Annotated in this window: 21 protein-coding genes; 9 read left to right on the top strand and 12 right to left on the bottom strand. The window is 60.1% G+C overall.

The window, feature by feature from the left end:
* Nucleotides 1–39 precede the first annotated feature (39 nt).
* From ACR0LD_RS06095 to ACR0LD_RS06080, 4 genes are all read right to left on the bottom strand, one after another.
* Nucleotides 40–1,347: an HlyC/CorC family transporter gene (locus tag ACR0LD_RS06095; RefSeq protein WP_480635987.1), complete on the bottom strand. Its 1,308-nt coding sequence runs from the start codon at nucleotides 1,345–1,347 to the stop codon at nucleotides 40–42.
* Between the two features lie 69 nt (nucleotides 1,348–1,416).
* Nucleotides 1,417–2,367 carry a site-specific tyrosine recombinase XerD gene (locus tag ACR0LD_RS06090; RefSeq protein WP_480635985.1) on the bottom strand — a complete coding sequence of 317 codons (951 nt, stop codon included), beginning with the start codon at nucleotides 2,365–2,367 and terminating at the stop codon, nucleotides 1,417–1,419.
* Nucleotides 2,368–2,369: 2 nt separating this feature from the next.
* Nucleotides 2,370–3,896, bottom strand: a complete 1,527-nt coding sequence (locus ACR0LD_RS06085; RefSeq protein WP_170445553.1) for a hypothetical protein — start codon at nucleotides 3,894–3,896, stop codon at nucleotides 2,370–2,372.
* The gene (locus tag ACR0LD_RS06080) at nucleotides 3,886–4,035 is read right to left on the bottom strand and encodes a hypothetical protein (protein WP_170338962.1); all 150 of its coding nucleotides are present in this window, start codon (nucleotides 4,033–4,035) and stop codon (nucleotides 3,886–3,888) included. Before ACR0LD_RS06080 ends, ACR0LD_RS06085 begins: the two co-directional genes overlap by 11 nt.
* Nucleotides 4,036–4,114: 79 nt before the next feature.
* Between ACR0LD_RS06080 and ACR0LD_RS06075 the strand changes: the two genes are divergently transcribed.
* Nucleotides 4,115–4,702, top strand: coding sequence for a shikimate kinase (locus ACR0LD_RS06075; RefSeq protein ID WP_170419178.1), 588 nt, complete (start codon nucleotides 4,115–4,117; stop codon nucleotides 4,700–4,702).
* Nucleotides 4,703–5,815 (top strand): 3-dehydroquinate synthase, encoded by a 1,113-nt coding sequence (gene aroB, locus ACR0LD_RS06070; RefSeq protein ID WP_170338959.1) that lies wholly within the window; start codon nucleotides 4,703–4,705, stop codon nucleotides 5,813–5,815.
* Nucleotides 5,816–5,824: 9 nt separating this feature from the next.
* On the opposite strand, the gene ACR0LD_RS06065 is transcribed toward aroB, so the two are convergent.
* Both ACR0LD_RS06065 and ssb read right to left on the bottom strand, forming a co-directional pair.
* Complete coding sequence (locus ACR0LD_RS06065; RefSeq protein ID WP_480635982.1) at nucleotides 5,825–6,895, bottom strand: site-2 protease family protein; 1,071 nt, start codon at nucleotides 6,893–6,895, stop codon at nucleotides 5,825–5,827.
* Between the two features lie 18 nt (nucleotides 6,896–6,913).
* Nucleotides 6,914–7,411, bottom strand: a complete 498-nt coding sequence (gene ssb / locus ACR0LD_RS06060) for a single-stranded DNA-binding protein (RefSeq protein ID WP_170338954.1) — start codon at nucleotides 7,409–7,411, stop codon at nucleotides 6,914–6,916.
* 204 nt (nucleotides 7,412–7,615) lie between these two features.
* Here ssb and ACR0LD_RS06055 point away from each other — a divergent pair, with 204 nt between their 5' ends.
* A complete protein-coding gene (locus tag ACR0LD_RS06055; RefSeq protein ID WP_480635980.1) occupies nucleotides 7,616–8,194 on the top strand; it encodes a lytic transglycosylase domain-containing protein in 579 nt (192 codons plus the stop codon).
* Nucleotides 8,195–8,245: 51 nt separating this feature from the next.
* Here the strand turns inward: ACR0LD_RS06055 and ACR0LD_RS06050 are convergent, their stop codons facing one another.
* The 5 genes from ACR0LD_RS06050 to miaA all read right to left on the bottom strand — a co-directional run bounded on the left by ACR0LD_RS06050 (nucleotide 8,246) and on the right by miaA (nucleotide 15,996).
* Nucleotides 8,246–10,333 carry a dipeptide ABC transporter ATP-binding protein gene (locus ACR0LD_RS06050; protein WP_480635978.1) on the bottom strand — a complete coding sequence of 696 codons (2,088 nt, stop codon included), beginning with the start codon at nucleotides 10,331–10,333 and terminating at the stop codon, nucleotides 8,246–8,248.
* A gap of 94 nt (nucleotides 10,334–10,427) precedes the next feature.
* Entirely contained in the window at nucleotides 10,428–11,891 is a 1,464-nt protein-coding gene (locus ACR0LD_RS06045) for an ABC transporter permease (protein ID WP_170366979.1), read from the bottom strand.
* A 13-nt stretch (nucleotides 11,892–11,904) separates the two neighbouring features.
* Nucleotides 11,905–12,951: an ABC transporter permease gene (locus ACR0LD_RS06040; RefSeq protein ID WP_170339518.1), complete on the bottom strand. Its 1,047-nt coding sequence runs from the start codon at nucleotides 12,949–12,951 to the stop codon at nucleotides 11,905–11,907.
* Between the two features lie 137 nt (nucleotides 12,952–13,088).
* Entirely contained in the window at nucleotides 13,089–14,759 is a 1,671-nt protein-coding gene (locus ACR0LD_RS06035) for an ABC transporter substrate-binding protein (RefSeq protein ID WP_170339516.1), read from the bottom strand.
* Between the two features lie 340 nt (nucleotides 14,760–15,099).
* Nucleotides 15,100–15,996 (bottom strand): tRNA (adenosine(37)-N6)-dimethylallyltransferase MiaA, encoded by an 897-nt coding sequence (gene miaA / locus ACR0LD_RS06030; protein ID WP_480635975.1) that lies wholly within the window; start codon nucleotides 15,994–15,996, stop codon nucleotides 15,100–15,102.
* Nucleotides 15,997–16,094: 98 nt separating this feature from the next.
* On the opposite strand from miaA, the gene pyrH reads away from it, so the two are divergent.
* Both pyrH and ACR0LD_RS06020 read left to right on the top strand, forming a co-directional pair.
* Nucleotides 16,095–16,847, top strand: a complete 753-nt coding sequence (pyrH, locus tag ACR0LD_RS06025; protein WP_170338945.1) for a UMP kinase — start codon at nucleotides 16,095–16,097, stop codon at nucleotides 16,845–16,847.
* Nucleotides 16,848–17,053: 206 nt separating this feature from the next.
* A complete protein-coding gene (locus tag ACR0LD_RS06020; RefSeq protein ID WP_480635973.1) occupies nucleotides 17,054–18,640 on the top strand; it encodes a BCCT family transporter in 1,587 nt (528 codons plus the stop codon).
* Nucleotides 18,641–18,690: 50 nt separating this feature from the next.
* On the opposite strand, the gene ACR0LD_RS06015 is transcribed toward ACR0LD_RS06020, so the two are convergent.
* On the bottom strand, nucleotides 18,691–19,074 hold the full coding sequence (locus tag ACR0LD_RS06015) for a VOC family protein (RefSeq protein ID WP_170363618.1): 384 nt from the start codon (nucleotides 19,072–19,074) through the stop codon (nucleotides 18,691–18,693).
* A 257-nt stretch (nucleotides 19,075–19,331) separates the two neighbouring features.
* Between ACR0LD_RS06015 and ACR0LD_RS06010 the strand changes: the two genes are divergently transcribed.
* From ACR0LD_RS06010 to ACR0LD_RS05995, 4 genes are all read left to right on the top strand, one after another.
* Entirely contained in the window at nucleotides 19,332–20,558 is a 1,227-nt protein-coding gene (locus tag ACR0LD_RS06010; protein WP_480635971.1) for an aminotransferase class V-fold PLP-dependent enzyme, read from the top strand.
* A gap of 45 nt (nucleotides 20,559–20,603) precedes the next feature.
* Complete coding sequence (locus tag ACR0LD_RS06005; RefSeq protein ID WP_480635970.1) at nucleotides 20,604–22,028, top strand: cryptochrome/photolyase family protein; 1,425 nt, start codon at nucleotides 20,604–20,606, stop codon at nucleotides 22,026–22,028.
* A gap of 69 nt (nucleotides 22,029–22,097) precedes the next feature.
* The gene (locus ACR0LD_RS06000) at nucleotides 22,098–23,306 is read left to right on the top strand and encodes a class I SAM-dependent methyltransferase (protein WP_480635968.1); all 1,209 of its coding nucleotides are present in this window, start codon (nucleotides 22,098–22,100) and stop codon (nucleotides 23,304–23,306) included.
* A 17-nt stretch (nucleotides 23,307–23,323) separates the two neighbouring features.
* Entirely contained in the window at nucleotides 23,324–23,764 is a 441-nt protein-coding gene (locus ACR0LD_RS05995; protein WP_093961876.1) for a TrgA family protein, read from the top strand.
* Nucleotides 23,765–23,781 lie beyond the last annotated feature (17 nt).

Raw genomic sequence — 23,781 nt, 5'->3', positions numbered from 1 at the left:
ACGAAAACGACCGAGTTTGTCGTTTCCGCCGGCCGTCCGTCAGAGCGGCCGCACCTTCAACCAGGTAATCCGGTTGCCCTCGCGTTCGACGACCTCGAACCGGAATCCGTGGAACGAGAACACCTGACCGACGGTCGGAATCATCTGCGCTTCGTGGATGACCAGCCCGGCAATGGTGTTGGCCTCGTCATCGGGCAGGGACCAGTCCATCGCACGGTTCAGGTCGCGGATAGTCATCGAGCCTTCGATCAGATACTGACCGTCTTCGGTTCGCGTAACCGTCACATCTTCGTCCACGTCGAATTCGTCGGCAATCTCGCCGACGATTTCTTCGAGGATGTCCTCAAGCGTGATCAACCCGCGCAGCGAGCCGTATTCATCTACCACCAGCGCAAAATGGCTGTGCATGCGCAGGAATTCCCGCATCTGATCGTCCAGCGTGGTGGTCTCCGGTACGAAATAGGGGTCATTTGCTACCTTGAGGATGTCAAATGACTTCAGTCTTTCCGCCCCGCCATCGCTACCGCCTGCCTTTGCGTACATGGCACGGAACAGATCCTTGGCGTGCACGACGCCCACGATGTTTTCGGGCTGGCCACGGAACACCGGCAGGCGCGTGTGACGGCTTTCGAGGCATTGTTTCAGGATCGATTCAGGGTCTGCGTCCGCGTCGATCATCTCGATATTCGAGCGGTGCAGCATGATTTCCTCTACCGTGCGGTCGCCGAGGTCAAGCGCGCCCAGGATGCGGTCGCGGTCCTCTTTTTCGACGACCCCCTCGGAATGGCCCAGTTGCAGAGCACCGGCGATCTCCTCGCGTACGGCAAGGATGTTGCTGTCGGGGTCGATCTGAACCCCGAACAGGCGCAGTACACCGCGCACCAGCAGGCGAACGGCAGCCACCACCGGCGAAAACACCGTAACGACGACACCGATCACCGGGGCGACCGCCGCGGCGGCCTTTTCGGCATTGGTAATCGCGTAGGTCTTGGGCAGCACCTCAGCAAAGACCAGAACAAGCAGGGTCATGACCAAGGTGGCCAGTGCCACGCCGCTTTCTCCGAAAAGTCGGGTGAACAAAGCCGTGGCCAGCGAGGCTGCAAGGATGTTGACGAGGTTGTTGCCCAGCAGAACCGAGCCGATCAGACGTTCGTTGTCGTCAGTGATCTCCAGCGCCTTTTGCGCGCCGCGCGATCCTTTGTCGGCTTGCGCCCGCAGTTTACCCCGCGAAGACGCCGTCAGCGCTGTTTCAGACCCCGAGAAGAAGCCGGAGAGTACCAGCAGAAGCAGAATTGAGGCCGTAGTCAGCCAGAAGGCGCCATCGAGAAGAGAAGGGTCAGAGTCCATCGGTCCGTTTCAGGTATTGTTGATGCAATGGTTATGGGGGCGCAGATGCGCGCGATCAAGGGTTTGGCCCTAGTCTCGACCGTCATCCTTGGCAAGCGGGTGATGCTGCAACACCAGTTCCGACAGGCGCTCGTCCAGGACATGCGTATAGATTTCTGTCGTCGCGACGTCGGCGTGACCAAGCAGGGTCTGGATCGAACGCAAATCGGCCCCATTGGCCAAAAGATGCGTCGCAAAGGCATGGCGCAGCGTGTGTGGCGTGACTTTGTCAGAAGATACACCACCTTGCACGGCCAGTTCCTTTATCAGTGCAAAGAACCGGTGTCTGGTCAGGTGCCCTGATTTTCCGCGCGAAGGAAACAGGAACCGGGACCGCTGGCCTCCGTTGGCGGCGGCTGCATCTTCGGCTTCGTCCCGGATCGTCAGCCATGCCGCCAAAGCATCGCGCGCAGGCGGTGACAAGGGCACCATGCGCTCTTTTCCGCCTTTGCCGAGAACCAGCAGCATGCGTGGGTCGCCCCGGGCGGATGATACCGGCAGGGAAACAAGTTCGGTCACACGCATCCCGGTCGCATACAGAATTTCCATCAGGCAGGTGTTGCGCAGCTTGTCTGCCGTACTGCGCCCTGTTTGCCTGGCGGCCTCAAGCAGGCGGTCGACTTCGGCCACGTCCAGCGTCTTGGGCAGTCTTTTCTGGCGTCCCGGGCCTTTGATCTGGATGGCCGGATTGGTCGAGCGCCAGCCTTCTTCAAACGCGAAACGGTACAATTGCTTGATGGCAGAGAGGCGGCGGGCGCGGGTCGCGCGCGAAAGGCCTTGTGCGTCACAGTCAATCAGGTAGGCCTCGATCATATCCTGGTCGGCGGCTTCGAACTCGGCATTTCGCCGACCGAGCCACGCGGCAAAGTCCTTCAAGTCTCGCCCATAGGCCAGCAAAGTGTTGGTTGCCGCCCCAAGTTCTGCGGCCTGCGCCTCGAGAAACGCGGAAATCCACAAGTCTTGTGTCGCCGGAGCGGACACTGTCAGGCCCCCTTCAGAACAAGCAACTGCAAGGCGGCACGGCGCGCCGTGTCTTCCAGGCCGACATGCCGGAACACCGCGATGGCCGCAGTCAGGTCAACCAGATTGCCGCGCGCGCCATGCGCGAACATCTGCATGGCCTCAAGAATTGCCTCACCCAGACGGTTTGCTTCCAACATCGCGCGGATATCGGACGGGATCGGTGCCGACCATGCAAACCCTTCGGCAATGGCGTCAGCCATCGGTGAGGGCGAGTTCGAACGCTCGGGTTGGCCCGATGCCAAAGCAGCCAGAAAGGCATTGGCCTCGGGTCCGTCGGGGACAGATCGTGCGGCATCCTCGTACAACTCGGACAACAGCAGGATGCGCCAGCGCAGGTTCTCGGTGGTCGGGTCGGACAAATTGATCGGCATCAGGCGCTCGGCAAACAGTTCTGCAAAGGGCACTTCGAGCCCGACCGAACCCATTTCTGCCCAGACTTTCGGCAGGGTCTTGGATATTGCCTCGGGGCTTCCGGTCTCCAGCGCCGTTTCGAAACGCTGAACTGCCGAGACGCGATCCCAGACCGCGCCCGAAGCCGCAGGCGCGCGCTCGGTATAAAGGCCCAGCAGATGGTTCGGCGTAAGCGCGCCGATGCGGGTCAAGCGCTCGGCCGCTTCGATCTGGGCCTTCCAACCGGCAACATCGCGCAGGTCGGCATTGGCAAAGGCTCGCGGCAACGAGGCGGTCGGAAGTCGCTCGCCGATCGCTTCGAACAGGCGAAACGTCAGCGGGTCAGGGTCTTCGGGCTGCGGCAAATAGGCGGCGCCTTCGAACATCTCTGGGCTTAGGAAGCGATCCAGCAGATCGAGTTGCTCGGGCGGCAGTAATTCGAGCGCATGCGCCGCTTCGAGTGTCAGTGCGGCCGAAGCCCAGTCACCTCTGCGAGCCTTGCAGAAGACCTGCGCGGAATAATCCCGCGACAAATGCGGTTGCGCGATCAGCGCAGTGCAGCTGCGGTCTTCGTCGCCGGTCAATAGAGTTGCGTCAAACCATCGTTTGAACCGCTCAGGCGTATCGGTGGGGCCGGCTAGCTGCACCAAGGATTGCGTCGGATCGGCGGCACCCAGCTGCATCAGACGATCCAGCCGCGCCAGCAGAAGTTGGTCTGGCTCATTGGAATTCGCCGGGGCGCGGGCCTCGGTCAGCAAAAGTGTGAACAACAGCCGCTGCATGGCAGGGTTCGATTTGACCGGCACGCGCGCGATGAGTTCGGCCAGCCGGGCCGGATCGCTGGGCAGCCACAGATCAACCGGCAGACCGGTCGCTGACCCATCCACCAATCCCAACGGCGGCGACAGCGCCTCGAGCGGAGACACCTGGATGTCGGGCTGCAGGCCCGTATCGGTAACCGGCGGCTCGAGCAATACGGTCCCCGGCAACAGGTCAGGGGCCGTCTCCAGCCAGTCGATCGCGGATAGCGGCTGTTCGGTTTGTGCGGCGGCTTGGCCGGTCAGTGCAAGCGCCAGCACGACGGCCCTAGTTGACATCCAGAATTACCGGTTCGCTGATTTCGCTTTGCGGGGCCGAGAAATCGGCGCCGAAGAATGGGCCAAGATACGCATAGGCCACCAAGCCGATGAAAAGCAGGCAAATTAGGTACAACAGGAATTTGATCAGACGGCCCATGGCTCAACGCTGCCTCAATTTTCGATTTTGGCCAAGTTATAACTGGCATTTTTCCCAAGATCACGTCATTCACAGGGAAATGAGCGAAATTAAGCATAACGTGGCGCCGGCCGGACAACGGCAGGTCTTTGACCTGCACAAAACGGTGGTTTTGGTCGGCATGATGGGCGCTGGCAAGACGGCCGTGGGGCGCGCTCTGGCCGCGCGCCTTGGTGTTCCTTTCCTCGACAGTGACAGCGAGATCGAATCGGCCGCCAACATGACCATCCCCGAGATCTTTGAACGGGACGGCGAGCCGTTCTTTCGTGCCAAAGAAAGCCAGGTCATCGGTCGCCTGCTGGACGAGAAAAAGGGTATCCTGTCGACCGGCGGTGGCGCTTTTCTGAGCGAAGAAAACCGGACGATGATCTCGGACCGTGGGGTTTCCGTATGGCTGTGCGCGGATCTGGATGTGTTGTGGAACCGGGTGCGCCACAAAGACACGCGACCCTTGCTGCGTACGCCTGATCCGTATGCAACGCTGCGTGACCTGTACGAGGCCCGCGTGCCGTTGTACGCACAGGCCGATCTGGTGGTGAATTCGGACGGCGACACCGCGATCGAGGATATGGTTGACCGGGTTTTGGAAAAGCTGATGACGCGCCCGGATGTATTGGAAGTCAAATAGATGCATCAGACAGTTAACGTTGATCTGGCCGAGCGGTCCTATGACGTGGAAATCGGGCCGGACCTGTTGGCTCAGGCCGGTGCGCGGATCAAACCCATGCTGCACCGTCCGCGTGTCGCGGTTCTGACCGATGAAACCGTGGCCGGTTTGCATCTGGATGCTTTGCGCAGCGGTTTGGCGTCGGCCGGGGTAGAAATGACCGCACTGGCTCTGCCCGCAGGTGAGGCGACCAAAAGCTGGCCGCATTTCGAGCGCGCCGTCGAATGGCTGCTGGCCGAAAAGATCGAACGGCGCGATATCGTCGTAGCCTTCGGTGGTGGAGTGATCGGAGATCTGGGGGGCTTTGCTGCGGCGGTGCTGCGTCGCGGTGTGCGCTTTGTGCAGATCCCAACCTCGCTTCTGGCGCAGGTCGACAGTTCCGTGGGGGGCAAAACCGGTATCAATGCTCCGCAAGGCAAAAACCTGATCGGTGCGTTTCATCAACCTTCGTTGGTTCTGGCTGACACCTCAGTGCTTGGCACGCTGACGGCGCGTGATTTTCTGGCGGGATACGGTGAAGTCGTAAAATATGGCCTTTTGGGGGATGCTGATTTCTTCGAATGGTTGGAGCGCAACGGCCCCGCGCTGTCGGCCGGGGACATGGCGACCCGGGTTCAGGCCGTCACCCGTTCGGTTCAGATGAAGGCCGACATCGTGGCCCGTGACGAGACCGAACAAGGCGACCGGGCGCTGTTGAACCTCGGGCATACGTTCTGCCACGCGCTTGAGGCGGCGACGGGCTATTCCGACCGGCTGCTGCATGGCGAGGGTGTTGCCATTGGCTGTGCCCTGGCGTTCGAGCTGTCGGCCCGCATGGGTCTGTGTTCCCAAGAAGACCCGAGCCGCGTCCGCGCGCACCTGAAGGCGATGGGCATGAAGACCGATCTGTCTGACATTCCCGGAGATCTGCCGGGCGCCGAAGATCTGGTCGACCTTATGGCTCAGGACAAGAAGGTCGTTGACGGCCAGCTGCGCTTTATCCTGGCGCGCGGGATCGGGCAGGCCTTCGTCACGTCGGATGTGCCACGCGATGCCGTTCTGTCTGTGCTGCAGGATGCCTTGGCAACGTGCTGATAAGCGGAGTCAGCGGCCCCGTATCACCATCAATTCGCCAATGTTTTCGCGGGTGATGTATCCGACCATCTGACCGGTCTTGGTGCAGACCGCCACGGCCGGTGCGCCACCATGGAGACCATCCAAAACGGCTTCGAGCCCACTGGTCAGGGCCACCCGGGGGATTTGCTCTTCCATGACCGAGGTCGCGGGTTCCGACCGGGGGTGATCGCCAGCTAGCGCGGCAAACAGCCGATTGCGGGTCACAAAGCCCAACAGCTGCCCGTCTGCGCCCAAAACCGGAAACTCGTGCTGCGTTGTCTGGATCACGGCCTGGGCTGCCGTTGCCAACGTGTCTTGGGGGGTAAGTGCGTGGAACTCGGTAATCATCGCGTCGCGAGCCAGCACGCGGCGCGCCACCGAGCGCATTGCTACATCCTGACTTTCGGCATTTGCCGCGATGAAGACGAAAACCGCGATCAGAACCAGGATCGGGTTACCGGTGCTGAGCCCCAGAAACCCGAACCCGACGGCCACGGCCTGGCCCGCAAAGGCGGCGGCCCGTGTGGCCCTGACCCTGTCCATCTTCAGGCAGAGCAGGGCGCGGAACACGCGGCCGCCGTCCATCGGAAACGCGGGGATCAGGTTGAACACCGCGAGGAACAGATTGACGTAGGCCAGCCGGCTCAGCAGGTCGACGCGGGTCGAGTCGATTTGCGCCAGCGTTTCAACCTGCATTCCCGCACCCAGAAGGACAAGTATGCCCCAGATGACGACGTTGACCGCTGGACCAGCCAATGCGACGGCAACTTCTTGCATCGGCTTTTCCGGCATCCTCTCGAGGCGGGCCAAGCCGCCGATGGGCAGCAGAGTGATGTCAGGTGTGCGAATGCCATACCTGCGGGCCATCAGCGCATGACCGAACTCATGGGCAACCACGCAGGCAAACAACGCCAGAACAAAAATGATGTTGTCGATGGCTGCTGGCCACCCACCGTCAGAGTAGGCGGCAAAGCCGACCCAGGCCAGCAGAAGAAAGAAGGTGACATGGACCCTCAGTTCCGATCCGAGCAATCGGCCGACGGCGAAGGACCATGTCATGACGTGCCTCGCTGGAGCTTAGAACGGGATTTCGTCGTCGTCGATGCCACCTGATGCCGGTGCCGGTGCGCTGGACTGTGCGGCGTAGGGCTCGGAGTATCCGCCGCTGTCCTGGCCGCCTCCGTAACCGCTGCTTTGGCCGCCACCGTATCCGCCGCCCTCGTTGCGACTGTCCAACAGGGTCAGTTCGCCGCGGTAAGGGCGCAGAACGACTTCGGTGGAATAGCGATCCTGTCCGGACTGATCCTGCCACTTGCGCGTTTCCAGTTGGCCTTCGATGTAGACCTTTGACCCTTTGCGCAAATACTGCTCGGCGATGCGGACGAGCGGTTCGGAAAAAATAGCGACTGTGTGCCACTCGGTCCGTTCGCGGCGTTCACCGGTATTGCGGTCTTTCCAGTTTTCCGAGGTGGCGATCCGTAGGTTGCAGACCTTGCCACCGTTCTGAAACGACCGCACTTCGGGATCGCGCCCGAGATTGCCGACCAGAATGACTTTGTTGACTGAACCTGCCATGGATTTCCCCGTTTTTTGACCAGCTTGATGGCGCCCGAATCTGACGCTGAGTTCACCTGAAACCCTATACGTCCTGCGCCCGGGTTGGAACACGGTTGATGCCCGGAATGCCACCCGGAAAATCAGTGTTTCCTTAACCAAGCTTTCATTTCCGCCTGAAATACCTATAATCCGGTTGATTGCTGAACGAGCGGGATTGCTTGAATGCGTTGTCTGTTAAGTGGTTTTTTAATTGCATGCCTCGTTCTGGCGTCGACGCCGCTGAGCGCGGATGTGCTGTCGACCAAGAATCGCAAAGATATCTTTTTGAAGCAGGCCAAGATATTGGACACGCGGGCCGCCAGCCAGTATCGCGACTCTGAACGGCTGAAACCGAAGACGCCGGACGGCAGTTTCAAAAAGCGCTATTCCGGCAAGTACCGTGGTGAATACCTGGCCATGGCGCGCCAGGCAGCGCGCAAGCACAATGTCCCGGAAGAACTGTTCCTGCGTCTGGTTCAACAGGAAAGCGGTTGGGACCCTCACGCCAAGTCGCACAAGGGCGCTTTGGGCCTTGCGCAGCTGATGCCGCAAACCGCCAGGCTGCTGAACGTGAACCCGCATGACCCGAAGCAAAACCTTGAAGGCGGTGCGCGGTATCTTTCGTGGCAATATCGCAAATTCAAGTCCTGGCGCCTCGCGCTGGCAGCCTACAACGCCGGCCCGAAAGCGGTGGAAAAGCATGGGGGCGTGCCGCCCTATGCAGAGACGCAGAATTACGTCAAAGTCATCTGGGGCGGCTGATACAATAGCCGCACAAAAAAACCGGCCCAAGGCCGGTTTTTCTTTGGGCGATCACTCAGCCGCTATTTTAATAACCGGCTCCATTTTGGCCAGTGTTTCGGTGGACAGATGACACTTGACATGGTGTCCGTCAGCCAGCGTCTGGACCGGCGGAACCTCTATTTCGCACAATCCGCCCGCAACCTCGGACTTCCACCGGCACCGGGTTTGGAACGGACATCCGGGCGGCGGGTTCATCGCCGAAGGAATGTCGCCCTCAAGGACGATGTGTTTCTTTTCGACCGAGGTATCGGCGATTGGAACCGCGCTCAGCAGCGCCTCGGTATAAGGGTGATAGGGCGGCGAGAAGACTTGATCGGTCGTGCCCAGTTCGACCACGTGGCCCAGATACATCACCATGACGCGGTCGCTGAGGTAGCGTACGATCGACAGGTCGTGGCTGATGAACAGCAGTGTCGTCTTATGTTCGCGCTGGATCTCCATCAACAGATCGGTCACGGCTGCCTGCACCGACACATCCAATGCCGAGACCGGCTCGTCCGCGACGACGATCCGGGCGTCCCCCGCAAAGGCACGGGCTATCCCGACGCGCTGTTTCTGGCCGCCTGACAGTTGGCGCGGCATACGGTCGGCAAACGCGCGCGGCAGCTTCACCAGGTCCAGCAACTCGAGCATCCGTTGCTTGCGTTCGGCTTCCGAGTTTCCGACGCCGAAGATTTCCAGCGCGCGGATGATCTGACGTCCGACCGTCATCGACGGGTTCAGCGTATCGAATGGGTTCTGGAACACCATTTGGACTTCGCCGACGGTTTTGGCATCCCGTTCTTCGATCGGCAGATGCTCGATATTGCGGTTGTCCAGCAGGATCTGCCCGTCGGTCGCCGTCTCCAATCCCATGAGGACCTTGGCAAACGTGGATTTGCCGCAGCCGGACTCGCCAACGATCGCCAGCGTTTCCGATTCATGTGCGTCGAAGCTGAGGGTTTCGTTGGCCTTGACCACTTTCTTTTCGCCCCCACCGAACAGAGCGTTTGCGGCCACCTCATAGTATTTCTTGAGGTTGTCCATCTTCAGAACGGTCTTGCCGATCGGCGCTTTTTCTTTTTGCTCGGCAACCGTGATGGGTGCGTTCCAGTCGATTTCCTGGAACTTCAAGCAGCGCGTATGGTGGCGGTCATTGCCGGGGACCGGGAACATCTGAATGTCCTGCGCGTCACAACGCCCTTCCTCGAAATAGTCGCATCGCGGGCCGAAATTGCAGCCGGGTGGGCGTTCGTGCGGCAACGGGAAGTTGCCGGGGATTGCAACCAGCGGGCGTGAATTCTTGTCCGCGCCGGGCAGGGGGATCGAGCGAAACAGCGCCTGGGTGTAGGGGTGCTGCATCTCGTCAAAGACATCGTGGATCGAGCCCCGTTCGACCGCCTCGCCGGAATACATCACGCACAAGCGGTCACAGGTCTCTAGAACCAGGCCCAGATTGTGCGAAATGAACAGCATCGAGGTGCCGTATTTCTTGCCCAGATCCTTGACCAGTTCCACCACGGCGGCCTCGACCGTCACGTCCAGCGCGGTTGTCGGTTCGTCCAGGATCAGAAGCGACGGCTTGGACATCAGGGCCATCGCGATCACGATGCGCTGCTGCTGGCCACCGGACAGCTGATGCGGAAAGCTGTTCAGCATCCGCTCGGGGTCCGGCAGGCGCACATCCGTCACCACTTCCAGAGCGCGGGCATAGGCCTCTTCTTTGCTGACCCCTTCATGGATCATCGGCACTTCCATCAGCTGTTTGCCGATCTTCATCGCCGGGTTCAAAGAAGCCATCGGCTCTTGATAGATCATCGCGATCTCATTGCCGCGAATATCCCGAAGTTCTTCCTTGCTCATTTCGCTAAGGTCACGGCCCTTGAATTTGATCGAGCCGCCAACGATCCGACCATTCTTGCCAAGGTCCTGCATGACACCCAGGGCGACCGTCGACTTGCCGCAGCCGGATTCACCGACCAACCCGACAGCCTCGCCGGGCTGCACACTGACCGAAAAATCCATAACGGCCGGTATTTCCCGCAAGCGGGTAAAGAACGAAATCGAGAGCTTGTCGATTTCGAGGATCGGCCCGTCATAATCCGCCAGTTTGTTCATCTTGCTTGCTCCTCGCCAGCGCTCGGGGGATCCCCTTCATCTGGCTAAAAATATCCTGGTGGGGGCCGGGGGCAGTCCCCCGGCCGCTTTCACATCAGTCCTTCAGGCTTTCTTCTCGCAGGCCATCCGCCAGCAGGTTCAATCCCAGAACCAGTGACAACAGCGCCAGTGCCGGCGGCAGTGCAGGGTGCAGGTAGATCGACAGCAGCTTGCGTCCTTCGTTGATCGTGGACCCCCAATCCGGGCTTTCCGGCGGCAGGCCCAGTCCAAAGAACCCCAAGGTCCCCAAGAGGATGGTCGTGTAGCCGATGCGCAGGCAGAAATCGACGATCAGCGGCCCGCGGGCGTTGGGCAGGATTTCCCAAAGCATGATGTACCAGGGGCCTTCGCCGCGCGTCTGCGCCGCGGCCACGTAATCGCGTGTCTTGATGTCCATGGCCAAGCCGCGCACGATGCGGAACACTGTGGGCGAGTTGACGAAGACAACCGAAACGAACACGACCAGGATGCCGCCCGGAATGTCGAACAGATCCAGATAGGTCGGCAGACCCCAGATGCTGTAATCGTCCGTGCGGATGACGTATCCCCCGGTCGAGATCAGCGACAGGTACAGCCAGATCGCGATACCCAAGACGCCGATCAGCAGCGGCGTACGGAATTTCGGCCGGGTGTAGTAGCGCGAATTCAGAAGGACACCGATGAAGAGGATCGGGAACACGAACAGGACTGCGGCCATATAGTTCGGCACGCCGGTCGCGACGATTTCCGGTGTGACCAGCAGGTAGAACAGCAGGATGACCGGGAACGCCAGGATCAGATTGGCGAGGAACGACAGAAACGTGTCCAGCCGCCCGCCATAATACCCGGCGGGCAAGCCCAGCGTGATCCCGACCATGAAGGCAAACATCGTGGCCAGCGGAGCAATCTGTACGACGATCCACGCCCCCTTGACCATGCGGCTGAATACGTCGCGGGCAAGGTTGTCGCCGCCCAGCAGGTACCAGGCGAACTCACCGTCCTCGGCATTGGGCAGGGGGGTACCGGGCACCTTGTTCTTCATGCCGGAAACCTGGACCAACGGATCATGTGTCACGATCAGGTCCAAAGCCCCGAAGATGCCGGTGAAAACCCAGAACATGACCAGTCCAAAACCGATCATGCCGATCGGGCTGTCGAAAAGCTTGCCGTACAGGCCAAGGCGCCGTTTGAAGGCAACCGACATCGCGAAAAGAATGATCAGCGACAGCCAGACCGGCAGAAATTGCTGCGAGATCGCGCCGATAATCCCGGCCCCAGTGCCCAGGAATATTCCCAGCAGCAGGTAGGCGACCACCGTCGCGATGCTGGCCAGGAAAGAATACCACAGCGCGGATTGCGTCAGGTTCCTGAGGCCGCCGCCCGAACTGACGGTGCCATCCGCATTCACGCTGACTTGCGTCTCGGGCAGCAGAATGCTTGCCAGGATCCAGACAACGACGGATACGACCAGCGCAGCCAGGGCGATCATCATGATCGGGTTCAGAAAGGCGATAGAGCCAGTCCAGCTCAGAGGTTCCATGGTCTATCCTCCCTTATGAAATGCGGATGCGCGGGTTGAGGTAGACATAGCCGATATCCGAGATCAGCTGCGTCACGAGCACCACGAAGACCGACACGACCGAGATCGCCAGCAGAAGCTGGATGTCGTTGTTCCCCGCGGCCTGCACCAGCGCCCAGCCAAAACCTTTGTAGTTGAACAGGGTCTCGACGATCACGACGCCGTTCAGCAACCAAGGGAACTGCAGCATGATGACCGTGAAGGGCGCGATCAGCGCGTTGCGCAGGGCGTGCTTCAGAACGATATTCCCGAAGGACACACCTTTCAGGCGCGCGGTCCGAATGTATTGCGCGGTCATCACCTCGGTCATCGAGGCTCGGGTCATCCGCGCAATGTAGCCCATGCCGTAAAGGGCAATTGTCAGGACCGGCAGGAAGAAATTCTCGAAAGTCGGGTTTTCCATGGCCTGTGTGGCCGTGCCCTTGAACCATTTCAGACCCACGGTTGACGAGGTGAAGATAGCGATGAAGATCACGCCCGACACGTATTCCGGCGTGGCCGTCGTGATGATCGAAAACGTGGACAGGGACCGGTCCAACGCAGACCCCTCGCGCATGCCGGCCAGCACGCCAACCAATAGGGCGGTCGGGATCATCAGCACCAGCACCCAGAACATCAGGTAGCCGGTGTTGCCCAGCCGCTTGCTGACGATCGTTCCGACCTCGTCCTTGAAGACGGTGGAATAGCCCCAGTCGCCCTGAAGAATGCCGCAATAGCGCGGTGTCGTTTCCGGAGTAGAGCCGGGACGAGTGCAACTTCCCACGAACTGACCATCCGGTAGCGTGTTGGTGAAACCGGGCACCACCCCCAGCCATTGACCGTATTTGACCAGCGTGGGCTGCATGTATCCGCGGTTCTCAAGCCAAGTGACGACCTGCTCATCGGACATACGCTGGTTGCCCTGCGTCTTGGCCAGCTTTTCCAGGTTTGGATAGAGGTTGGTCAGGAAGAAGACCACGAAGGTCAGGCACAGCGCCGTCAGCAGCATCACGCCCAATCGTCGAAGGATGAAGAGTCCCATGTTGGCCCCTGTTGTTCGGGTTCTCCGCAGATCAGTGGACCATTTTCTGGCCTCGGACGTCCGACCCCGCGTCGGTGTGTCTGCGGCTGGAAAGGGGCGCCCGCATTCGGGCGCCCCTTGAAAGGTTCAGGTCGGGATCAGGCCGCCCAACCCCATTTGTAGTGATGGTGTTCGAACGACACATGCATGTCGGTTCCGACCAGACCGTCCTTCATGTGACGGTACAGCGACCGCCAATAGGGCTGGATGGTGACACCTTCTTCCTGGATCATTGCTTCGCCCTTGGCCACGATTTCGCGGCGCTTGTCGGCATCGGCAATGGCCAGAGCTTCGGTCAGCAGGGCATCAAACTCGGCATTGGACCAGCCGAACTCGTTCCAAGCCTCGCCGGTGCGGTAGGCCAGTGCCCAGATCTGAACGCCCAGCGGACGGTGGTTCCAGTTGGTCGAGCTGTAGGGGTATTTCGCCCAGTCGTTCCAGAACGTGTTGCCCGGCAGAACCGTCCGCTTGACCTTGATGCCCGCGTCGCGCAGCTGGGCTGCCACGGCATCGGTGGTGTTGCGGCGCCAGTCATCGTCGATCGAGATCAGCTCGTGCTCGAAATCGGCCATACCGGCCTCTTCCATCAGCTTGCGCGCGCCTTCCGGGTCAACTTTCTGCGGCGGCAGTTCGTAGTAATCCGGGTGGATCGGACCGACGTGGTGGTTTTCCGCAGGCGAGCCGCGACCACCGTAGCCAAGCTCGAGGCAGACCGAGTTGTCCACGGCCATCTGCAGCGCCTGACGCACACGTTTGTCGGCATAGACCTTCTTGCCGTCCACTTCCGCAAGCTGGTTCGGGCGGATCACGATGGTGTTCATCGTGACAACCTCGGACTTCACGTAGCCCAGGCTATCCATCACGTCGATGAATTCACCAACCGATTCATACAGCATGTCGACTTCGTCCGATTCCAGAGCTGCCAGCCATGCCGACGGATCGGTGCCGTAGTCGATGTACTCAATGCGGTCCAGGGCCGGACGACCGAATACGGCTTCGCCCCACCAGGTGTGGTTTTCGTTGCGCACAAGCGCGGCTTTCACACCCACTTCCAGCTCTTCGATCAGGTAGGGGCCCGTGCCGACATTGTTTGTCAGGTCCGTTTCGCTGAACGAGCTGTGGATGATCGCGGCCGGATAGTCTGCCATGCCCGGGATCAACGAGATGTCCGAGTTCGGCAGGTTCAGCTTGACGGTGTGCGAGTCCACAACCTCGATCGCGCCTTCGATTGCCTGGCCGGTATCTGCGTCGACCAGCGTGGCAAAACGGCCTGCCATCGAGTTCGTTTCCGAGCTCTTGTCGCACCAGCGCGCGATGTTGCGTGCCACGTCTTCGGCGGTGAAGTCGTCACCGTTGTTCCACTTGACGCCCTGACGGACCTTCAGCGTGTAGACGGTCGCATCGTCGTTGACTTCCCAGCCCTCCAGCAGCATGCCGCGGAATGTGCCGTCCGAGTTGTACTCGACCAAGTATTCCAGCGTGCCACGGGTGACGTTGGCGATCTGCGACCAGTCATAGGTGCGCGGATCCTTCAGCGCGCGAACTTCCTGCTGAACGCGCAGGGTGCCACCTTCTTTCTTGGCGTCTTCGCCCGCGGCCTTGGCGGGTGCGGTCAGGCCGACCATGCCGTATGCGGCCGCGGCAGTGACACCAAGGCTGGTCGTGCGCGTCAGAAACTCGCGGCGGCTCAGCTTGCCGTCCCGATATTCCTGGGCGTGCATTTCGGCGGCCCAGTGCATCGGGGCTCCGGTCAATGTCTTGGTTTTCATGGATGTCTCCCTGTGAGATTATTATGGGTATTTGTTGGTCCCCGTCGAAGCCAGACAGCGCCGAGCAAGGTCATTTTGGATGTAGTTTTTTGAATTCTGTGCATCCCCATGGGTTCATTCGGCACCAGATTCCAATTTAGGTCAATGTTCGAAATCGTCATCAAGTGCACAAAAACGACATTTGCAGAGAAACCTGACCCGCGGTCGCCGGGGCTGCTATCGGCAAGTCTGATTCTGGAACTTGTGATTCCCTTTTCCGACGGGTTTTGGCTTATAACCCCTTATGTGACTGAAAATAAATGACTTCGGACGAAGTTTTGGTGCGATGTCAGTGATTCACTCAGCCTTGGCTCGGATCGACGTTGTGCCATTGCTTCATCCGGGCACGGCACCACGTGCGCTGGCGTTTGGCGTACTGGCGTGTCGCAATCGTTGCTCTTTCGCGGGCGTCCGCCAAGGTCATTCGCCCCTCGATATGGGCCATCAATTCAGGTACTCCGATGGCCTTGCACGAGGGCAGGTTCGGGTCGTATCTGTCGTGCATCGCCGCAACTTCGTCCAGGGCACCCGCCTGCAACATCTGGTCAAAGCGCGAATTGATGCGCGTGATCAGCCAGTCTCGCTCGGGCGTCACGACGATCGGAAACGCTTGATCCAGGGGCAGCAGCGGTGGCGGCGTGTCGTCCTGCCAATCCGCCAGGGTCCGGCCCGTGGCTTGCTCGACCTCCCAGGCCCGTTGCACACGGGCGCGGTTGCGCGTGTCGATCCGGTCCCGTGTCCTTGTATCAATCCCGGCCAGAAGCTCGGGCAGGGGGATCGCGTCCGCAGTCTTGCGCAACTCGGGCGGCGTTGCCGGGATGTCTGCCATACCTTCCGTCAGCGTCGAAAAGTAGAGACCTGTTCCGCCCACGATGATCGGACGCGGCGGCCCTGACAAAATAGCCCGCACCTCGCGCAGCCAGTGGCCGGCCGAATAGTCTTGATCAAAAGCGACATGGCCATAGAGAGCGTGTGGAGCCCGAGCTTCTTCGTCGATCGAGGGTCGGGCAGAAATGATGCGCCAGCAGTCATAAACCTGGCTGGCATCGGCATTGACGATGATCCCGCCCGCGTGTTCGGCAATCTCCAGCGCAAGGGCTGATTTGCCCGATGCGGTCGGCCCCATGATAAGGACCGGCAGATCGTCGGGAATGGGCGGCAGACTGTTCAGCAAATTGCGCGCTGTGTTTTCAGCCATGAGTGTTTGCCCTGTTCCTTGACCATCCGCATTGAACCCGCGGTGGTTTTGCTTCATTTTGCGCCGGAAAACAAACCCGTGCCAGCCCGGAGCGCAACATGAGCCTTTCTTCCACCAACACAACCGCCGAAACCCCAAAAACGACATACAAACGCGTCATGTTGAAAATCTCGGGCGAGGCGCTGATGGGGGATCAGGGATTCGGGCTGCATCCGCCGACCGTCCAGCGCATCGCGCAGGAAGTGAAGTCGGTGCATGATCTTGGGGTCGAGATCTGCATGGTCATCGGCGGAGGGAATATCTTTCGCGGCCTGTCCGGTTCGGCCCAAGGGATGGAACGGACCACGGCCGACTACATGGGCATGTTGGCGACCGTGATGAACGCGCTGGCCATGCAATCCGCGCTTGAGGGCCTGGGCGTCTTCACCCGGGTGATCTCGGCCATCCGCATGGACGAGGTGTGCGAGCCCTATATTCGCCGCCGCGCCGTGCGCCACTTGGAAAAGAAACGGGTGTGCATCTTTGCGGCTGGAACCGGCAACCCGTACTTCACCACAGATACCGCAGCGACGTTGCGTGCCAACGAAATGACCTGCGAGGCCATCTTCATGGGCAAGAACGGGGTCGACGGCGTCTACGACAAGGACCCCAAGGCACATTCGGACGCTGTCCGCTATGACTCGGTGACCTATGACGACGTTCTCGCCAAGCGTTTGAAGGTCATGGATGCTTCGGCTATCGCTCTGGCGCGCGACAACAATCTGCCGCTGATCGTATTCGGACTGGACGAGCCCGGCGGGTTCCGCGGAATTCTGGCAGGCGAGGGGACCTATACCAAGGTTCAAGGCTAGCCAAAGGCCCGACCCAACAGCCCACATTAGTTTGCCTGGCGCCCGACTCGGTTCGGACGTTAGGTAACGCAGCTCCGTCCGGTCTGCTGAAAATGCTCGGTGTGACCGGTATGCGTGTCGCTTTTGCCCGCCGGAAAGTCTCTGGCGGCTGACCGAAAAAACGATCTTTCCCCGATCAAAAGCGCATTAAAATGAGAGGAGAGAGAATGTCCGACAATTCAGATGCCGACTACGAGGTCGGCCAGGACAATATCCAGATCATGGGGCTGGATATTCATAACCCGGTATTTGCCGTGTCTGGCCTGACCATCATCGCCTTCGTCTTCTTTTCGTTGGTTTTCCGCGAGCAGGCTGCCGACTTCTTCGGCTGGTTGCGCCCCGCGCTGACCAACCAGTTCGACTGGGTATTCATGCTTTCGGCCAATATCTTCGTCGTGTTTTCGTTGCTGTTGATCGTGACGCCGCTGGGCAAGATCAGGTTGGGCGGCGACGATGCGAAACCGGACTACAGCTATGCGGGTTGGTTCTCGATGCTGTTCGCCGCTGGTATGGGGATCGGGCTTGTTTTCTGGGGCGTGGCCGAGCCGATCTCGCACTATGGCGCATCACTTGGCGGTGTCGCCGTGGGAGAGGACGGCCTGCGCACCGACTGGGCTCCGTTGGGCGCCGGGCTGGAGGATCCCGACGCATCGCGGAAGCTGGCGATGGCAGCCACGATCTTTCATTGGGGCATGCACCCCTGGGCGATCTATGCGGTCGTTGCGCTGGCCTTGGCATTTTTCAGCTTCAATCGCGGGCTGCCCCTGACGATGCGCTCGGTCTTTTACCCGCTGTTCGGCGAGGCCACTTGGGGTCCGCTGGGGCATGTCATCGATGTGCTTGCGGTCTTTGCGACCATCTTCGGTCTGGCGACCTCGCTCGGCCTGGGGGCGACACAGGCGCTGGCGGGTTTGAATTATCTGTTTGATGTTCCGGTGACGGACGGGATGAAAGTGCTGCTGATCGGCTTGATCACGGTCTTCGCCCTGATTTCGGTGATCGCCGGACTGGACAAGGGGGTCAAACGCCTGTCCGAGGCCAACATGGTGCTGGCGGCGCTGCTTTTGTTGCTGGTCCTGATCGTGGGGCCGACCATGGTGATCCTGACCGGGTTCTTCGACAGCATGATCGAATATGTCGTTGCGCTGCCGGGCCTGTCCAATTGGATCGGTCGCGAAGACACGAACTTCATGCAGGGCTGGACCACCTTCTACTGGGCTTGGTGGATCTCCTGGTCACCGTTCGTCGGCATGTTCATCGCACGTATCTCGCGCGGCCGAACGATCCGCGAGTTCGTGACCTGTGTCATCCTGATCCCGACGCTTGTCGGCGCCCTATGGATGAGCGTTTTCGGCGGAGCTGCTCTGGATCAGGTCATGTCCGGCAATGGGCAGGCTCTGTCCGATGCGGTGCTGGAACTGAAGATGTTCAAGATGTTCGAGGCTTTCCCGATGGCTGGACTGCTGTCGTTCGTCGGTATCGTTCTGGTGGTTGTGTTCTTCGTCACAAGCTCGGATTCGGGGTCGCTGGTGATCGACACCATCACGGCGGGCGGCAAGACCGACGCTCCGACGGCTCAGCGCGTATTTTGGTGCGTGCTGGAAGGGGCCATCGCGGTCGTACTGCTGCTGGGCGGTGGGCTCGGCGCATTGCAGGCCGCGGCCATTGCCACCGGCTTTCCCTTTGCGATCGTGCTGGTCTTGATGTGCGTGTCCATCTTCATCGGTCTGGTGAACGAACGCCGACGCAACTGAGCGTACCGCCACTGACAGTGGGCCCCGGTTACATCACCGGGGCCTTTCATTTATTTCGGACTGCCTTCGAAGAAGCCGACCGAATTGCCATCGGGATCGACCGCATAGAAGAACCGACCGGCCGGGATTTGGATCGGATCCGAGACAACCTGACCTCCGGCAACCTTGACCCTGGCCATGATCTCTTCAGCCGTGCCCTTTGCGGCCAGATGAAGGGTCGGGCCGGTACCATCTTTTGCTGGCTTTCCCGGATACAGATGCAAGGCAACGCCCGTTGCCGGGTCAGCGGGGCGGAACATGGCCATGGGGTTCGGGCCGGATGTGTCGACCGCAAGTTCTGCCCCTGTGGCGTGGGCATAGAATTCTACCGCCTTGTCCAAGTCGGAAACAGGCAGTTCGCCCCACACCAGAAAATCCTTTGGAAGATAACTCATCTGAAACCTCTCTTGTCTTGAGTGCCGTGAGTTTGGCATGTGCTGATGACAGAAGCTGGCATCAGACGCCCGGCTTGACCGCGCGGGGTTGGCCGGGCTAACTGACGGCGTTTGGTCCCGTCATCCTCGTGCGGGCGGCCGAACTGCCGCGGCGATACCCGTGGCTGGCTGGAAGACCTGCCATGTATCGGAGTTGTCCGGTGTCATGCGCGGGCGGAACTTCGGAACATTGGGCATGACAACAGAAGGATTGTGCGATGGGCACTCTGGATATTGACTTCATTCGGGCGCAGTTTCCGGCTTTTTCCGAACCCAGCCTGAAAGGGCAGGCATTTTTTGAGAACGCGGGCGGCTCCTATACCTGCAAACCCGTTCTGGATCGGCTGACCCGCTTCTATACCCAGCGCAAGGTTCAGCCATATGCGCCCTACGAGGCCAGCCGTCTGGCGGGCGAAGAGATGGATGAGGCACGTGTCCGGATGGCGGCGCTGCTGGGCGTGGATACCGACGAACTGAGCTTTGGCCCTTCGACCACGCAGAACACCTACGTACTGGCGCAGGCATTTCGGCAGTGGATGAAACCGGGTGAAGCGATCGTGGTGACCAACCAGGACCATGAAGCCAACTCGGGGCCCTGGCGGCGCCTTGCCGAGGACGGCATCGAGGTTCGCGAATGGGAAATCGACCCGGAAACCGGTTCGCTGAATCCGTCCGATCTGGAAGACCTGCTGGACGAAAAGGTGCGGCTGGTCTGCTTTCCCCACTGTTCCAACGTGATCGCCGAGATCAACCCGGTCACAGAAATCACGGCGATCGCACATGCGGCCGGGGCATTTGTCTGCGTGGATGGTGTTTCCTACGCACCGCACGGCTTCCCGAACGTGGGGGACCTTGGGCCGGATATCTACCTGTTCTCGTCCTACAAGACCTACGGACCGCATCAGGGCTGCATGGTGATCCGGCGCACGCTGGGCGAGTTGCTGCCTAATCAGGGGCATTTCTTCAACGGAGACGTGCTGTACAAGCGGTTCACACCGGCCGGACCGGACCATGCTCAGATTGCCGCCAGCGCCGGCATGGCCGACTATGTCGAACAACTCTGCGACCATCACGGCGGCCCATCTTCGGGGGCTTCTGCGCGTGGTGCTTTTGTCCACGACCTGATGCGTGCGCACGAAGTTGAGCTTCTGCAGCCGGTTCTGGACGCGCTCAAGGATCGCAACGCGGTGCGCCTGATCGGCCCGTCCGATGCCGAACGCCGGGCTCCGACCGTGGCCTTGGCCGTCAACCGCGACGCGGAAAGCGTGGCGGCCGATCTGTCCAAACACGGCATCATGGCCGGCGGTGGTGATTTTTATGCGGTTCGCCCGCTGACCGCCATGGGTGTCGACCTGGAGCAAGGTGTTCTACGGGTAAGTTTCACCCACTACACCTCGCGAAACGAGATCGACCAATTGCTCGAAGCATTTGACCGGGTTTTGTGATCCGGTAACAGTTCCGCCCCGTAGACATATGAAAACGGGGCGGAAATGGACAAAGAGCAGTCACCAATCATTTTGTGGTTCCGGCGTGATCTGCGCCTGAGTGACCATCCGGCTTTGGCTGCGGCCGCGCAGACAGGGCGACCTGTGATTCCTGTTTTCCTGCGCGATCAGCTGGTCGATGACTTGGGCGCGGCTCCGAAATGGCGGCTGGGCCTCGGCCTTGCCGCATTGTCTGACGGCCTCGAGCGCAAGGGCAGCAAGCTGATCCTGCGAAGCGGCCCGTCGCCGGCCGCGCTTGAAGACCTGATACGGGAAACGGGGGCAACTGATGTTTATTGGTCGCGGGCCTATGATCCCGAATCCATCGGGCGTGACACTCAGATAAAGGCTGCGTTGTCCGCGCAGGACATATCCGCCAAGTCTTTTGCCGGGCATCTTTTGTTCGAGCCATGGACGGTCGCCACAAAGGCGGGTCAGCCCTTTCGTGTTTTTACGCCCATGTGGCGGGCTGTGCGAGGGAGAGAGGTCGACGCTCCCAAGCCTGCACCGTCGCGGATCGCGGCACCCCGATCATGGCCGCAGTCGGACGTGCTTGAGGCCTGGAACCTTGGCGCGGATATGCGTCGTGGCACGGTGGTCGTTCGGGCTCATGTCGAACCGGGTGAGGCCGCCGCATTCGCGCAGCTGGACGAATTCACCGAACGGCTCGACGCGTATCCCGCAAAACGCGATGATCTGGGCGATGACGGCACGTCCGGACTATCCGAGTACCTTTCGTTGGGCGAGATCAGCCCGGCAACCATCTGGCACCGGGTCCAGAGCGCAGGGTTTTCCGGATCATCCGGGGCCGAAGGGTTCTTGCGCCAACTCGTGTGGCGCGAGTTCGCATATCACCTGATGTACCACACACCGCATCTACTGAGCGCGAACTGGAAGCCGGAATGGGATACGTTTCCGTGGAACACCGACGCCGACACCCCCGAGGTTCGAGCCTGGACAATGGCGCGAACGGGGATACCGGTGATAGATGCGGGCCTAAGGCAGATGTATGTCACCGGGCGGATGCACAACCGCGTCCGCATGATCGTCGCCAGCTACCTGACCAAGCACCTGATGACGCACTGGAAGATCGGCATGGATTGGTTTGCGGACTGTCTGGTCGATTGGGATTCGGCAGCGAACGCCATGGGGTGGCAGTGGGTTGCCGGGTCGGGGCCGGATGCCTCGCCGTTCTTTCGTATCTTCAACCCGCAGACCCAAGCCGAGAAGTTTGACCCCACGGGCGCCTATGTCCGCCGGTGGCTGGCCGAAGGACAAAAGAACCCGCCCGAGACGGCGCTCGCCTATTTCGATGCGGTGCCGGTGTCATGGGGACTGTCTCCGACGGATGCCTATCCTGATCCGGTCGTGGATCTGAAGGTTGGGCGACAGCGGGCGCTTGCCGCCTACGAAGGTCGAAAACACCAGTAAGGAATTGAAAACTTGCCAGAAACGGAATCCCGTCCTAGCCTGCTCCGACCACCGCACAGGGGAGAGCGGATGATCCTGACGACGACAGAGGGGCAAAAAAACCTGCCCAGATATTTTTCGCAGGTCTTCAAGATGCTGCAGCGAATGGAGTCCGGACGGCTGGACATCGCGCTGCCGGATGGTCGCGTGTTTCGCAACGAAGGCGCCAAGCCCGGACCTGTCGCCCGCGTCGACATTCACGACCCGGATGTCTTCGCCCGGCTGATCCGTGAAGGCGAACTCGGCTTTTCCGACGCCTACCTTGAAGGTGGGTGGAGCACACCTGACCTGCGCGCCTTCATGGATCTTGTCCATTTGGGCACTGAGACGGTGTATGATGATTTCACTGGCAAGTTTTTGGTTCAGGCCTATGAGCGCCTGCGGTTCTGGCTGCACCGGAACAACCGAAAGCAGGCCAAAAAGAACATTTCGTACCACTACGATCTGGGCAATGATTTCTACAGCCTTTGGCTGGACGAGACGATGACCTACTCCAGCGCGCTGTTCGAAACCGGTCAGGAAAGTCTGGAAAAGGCTCAGACGGCCAAATATGCCAGCCTGGTGGACGAGATGGGAGCAAAGCCGGGCGACCACATCCTTGAAATTGGCTGCGGTTGGGGTGGCTTTGCTGAATACGCCGCTAAAGAAAGAGACCTGAGGGTCACAGGCCTGACCATCAGTCAGGAACAGTTGAAGTATGCGACGCAACGTATAGAAAAAGCTGGGCTTTCCGACAAGGTAACCTTCAAGCTGCAGGACTATCGCGACGAGCGTGGGCAGTATGACGGCATTGCGTCAATCGAGATGTTCGAGGCCGTTGGGCAAAAGTACTGGCCGGTTTATTTTCAAACAATCCGCGACCGGCTGAAGCCCGGCGCACGGGCCACGCTTCAGATCATTACTGTGGCCGACCGCCGCTGGGACGTCTACAAGAACGGCGTTGATTTTATTCAGAAATACATCTTTCCGGGCGGCATGTTGCCAGCCCCGACGGTGCTGAGGCAGGAAATCCAGCAGGCCGGTCTGGATGTGGTCAAGTCGAAGGAGTTCGGCCCAAGCTATGACCTGACCTTGCGGCGCTGGTACGACACGTTCAACGACAAATGGGACCAGGTTGCTGCAATGGGCTTTGATGAGCGTTTCCGCCGCATGTGGAATTATTATTTGACCGCCTGCGGCGCAGCCTTTGACACGGGCAATTGCGATGTGACACAGATCACCGTAGCAAAACCCAACTAACACACGGAAATATCGGAATGCCGACAGCCTCACGTCTTGTTGCCGCGCTCAGTCTCATGGTGGTGGCTTTCCTTGTGTCCGGCATGATCATCGACAACGGCGAAGAGGGAAAGGACTACGGCTACTTTACCTATGTGAACCTGGTCCTTGGTTTTTTGTGTGGTTGGGTCATCATGGGCAAACGGGCGGGCCGCGGCTGGACTGCAGCCGTGAACAATGGCCTGACCGGAGTGGTTTCTCTGGTGTTTTGGGGCCTGTTCGTCCAAGGCACGTACGAGATGTTCCGGCTTGCGATGCGTCACCGCTATGACGGGCCATTCGAGGCATTGCTGGCCATCTTCCAGATCGGTGTGGATTTCGGCAAGCAACTGATCTCGCCCGAGATCATCGCGACCTTGGCGATTGGTGCGCTGCTGTCCGGCCTGTTTACCGAAGGCGCCTCGCGGCGCTGGAACTGACGCCCTAGTCACGAGCC

The organism is Ruegeria sp. BF8, assembly GCF_056538625.1.
The sequence above is the reverse complement of the archived record's forward strand: the minus strand, read 5'-3'. Positions and strand labels throughout refer to the sequence as shown.

What these genes read in the sequence shown, in the direction of transcription:
- ACR0LD_RS06000 (WP_480635968.1), top strand. Translation starts at nt 22,098, where the DNA reads ATGATCCTGACGACGACAGAGGGGCAAAAAAACCTGCCCAGATATTTT.
- ACR0LD_RS06020 (WP_480635973.1), top strand. Translation starts at nt 17,054, where the DNA reads ATGTCCGACAATTCAGATGCCGACTACGAGGTCGGCCAGGACAATATC.
- ACR0LD_RS06040 (WP_170339518.1), bottom strand. Translation starts at nt 12,951, where the DNA reads ATGGGACTCTTCATCCTTCGACGATTGGGCGTGATGCTGCTGACGGCG.
- ACR0LD_RS06005 (WP_480635970.1), top strand. Translation starts at nt 20,604, where the DNA reads ATGGACAAAGAGCAGTCACCAATCATTTTGTGGTTCCGGCGTGATCTG.
- ACR0LD_RS06065 (WP_480635982.1), bottom strand. Translation starts at nt 6,895, where the DNA reads ATGACATGGTCCTTCGCCGTCGGCCGATTGCTCGGATCGGAACTGAGG.
- ACR0LD_RS06085 (WP_170445553.1), bottom strand. Translation starts at nt 3,896, where the DNA reads ATGTCAACTAGGGCCGTCGTGCTGGCGCTTGCACTGACCGGCCAAGCC.
- ACR0LD_RS06010 (WP_480635971.1), top strand. Translation starts at nt 19,332, where the DNA reads ATGGGCACTCTGGATATTGACTTCATTCGGGCGCAGTTTCCGGCTTTT.
- ACR0LD_RS06075 (WP_170419178.1), top strand. Translation starts at nt 4,115, where the DNA reads ATGAGCGAAATTAAGCATAACGTGGCGCCGGCCGGACAACGGCAGGTC.
- ssb (WP_170338954.1), bottom strand. Translation starts at nt 7,411, where the DNA reads ATGGCAGGTTCAGTCAACAAAGTCATTCTGGTCGGCAATCTCGGGCGC.
- aroB (WP_170338959.1), top strand. Translation starts at nt 4,703, where the DNA reads ATGCATCAGACAGTTAACGTTGATCTGGCCGAGCGGTCCTATGACGTG.
- ACR0LD_RS06035 (WP_170339516.1), bottom strand. Translation starts at nt 14,759, where the DNA reads ATGAAAACCAAGACATTGACCGGAGCCCCGATGCACTGGGCCGCCGAA.
- ACR0LD_RS06045 (WP_170366979.1), bottom strand. Translation starts at nt 11,891, where the DNA reads ATGGAACCTCTGAGCTGGACTGGCTCTATCGCCTTTCTGAACCCGATC.
- ACR0LD_RS06080 (WP_170338962.1), bottom strand. Translation starts at nt 4,035, where the DNA reads ATGGGCCGTCTGATCAAATTCCTGTTGTACCTAATTTGCCTGCTTTTC.
- miaA (WP_480635975.1), bottom strand. Translation starts at nt 15,996, where the DNA reads ATGGCTGAAAACACAGCGCGCAATTTGCTGAACAGTCTGCCGCCCATT.
- ACR0LD_RS05995 (WP_093961876.1), top strand. Translation starts at nt 23,324, where the DNA reads ATGCCGACAGCCTCACGTCTTGTTGCCGCGCTCAGTCTCATGGTGGTG.
- ACR0LD_RS06055 (WP_480635980.1), top strand. Translation starts at nt 7,616, where the DNA reads ATGCGTTGTCTGTTAAGTGGTTTTTTAATTGCATGCCTCGTTCTGGCG.
- ACR0LD_RS06050 (WP_480635978.1), bottom strand. Translation starts at nt 10,333, where the DNA reads ATGAACAAACTGGCGGATTATGACGGGCCGATCCTCGAAATCGACAAG.
- ACR0LD_RS06095 (WP_480635987.1), bottom strand. Translation starts at nt 1,347, where the DNA reads ATGGACTCTGACCCTTCTCTTCTCGATGGCGCCTTCTGGCTGACTACG.
- ACR0LD_RS06015 (WP_170363618.1), bottom strand. Translation starts at nt 19,074, where the DNA reads ATGAGTTATCTTCCAAAGGATTTTCTGGTGTGGGGCGAACTGCCTGTT.
- pyrH (WP_170338945.1), top strand. Translation starts at nt 16,095, where the DNA reads ATGAGCCTTTCTTCCACCAACACAACCGCCGAAACCCCAAAAACGACA.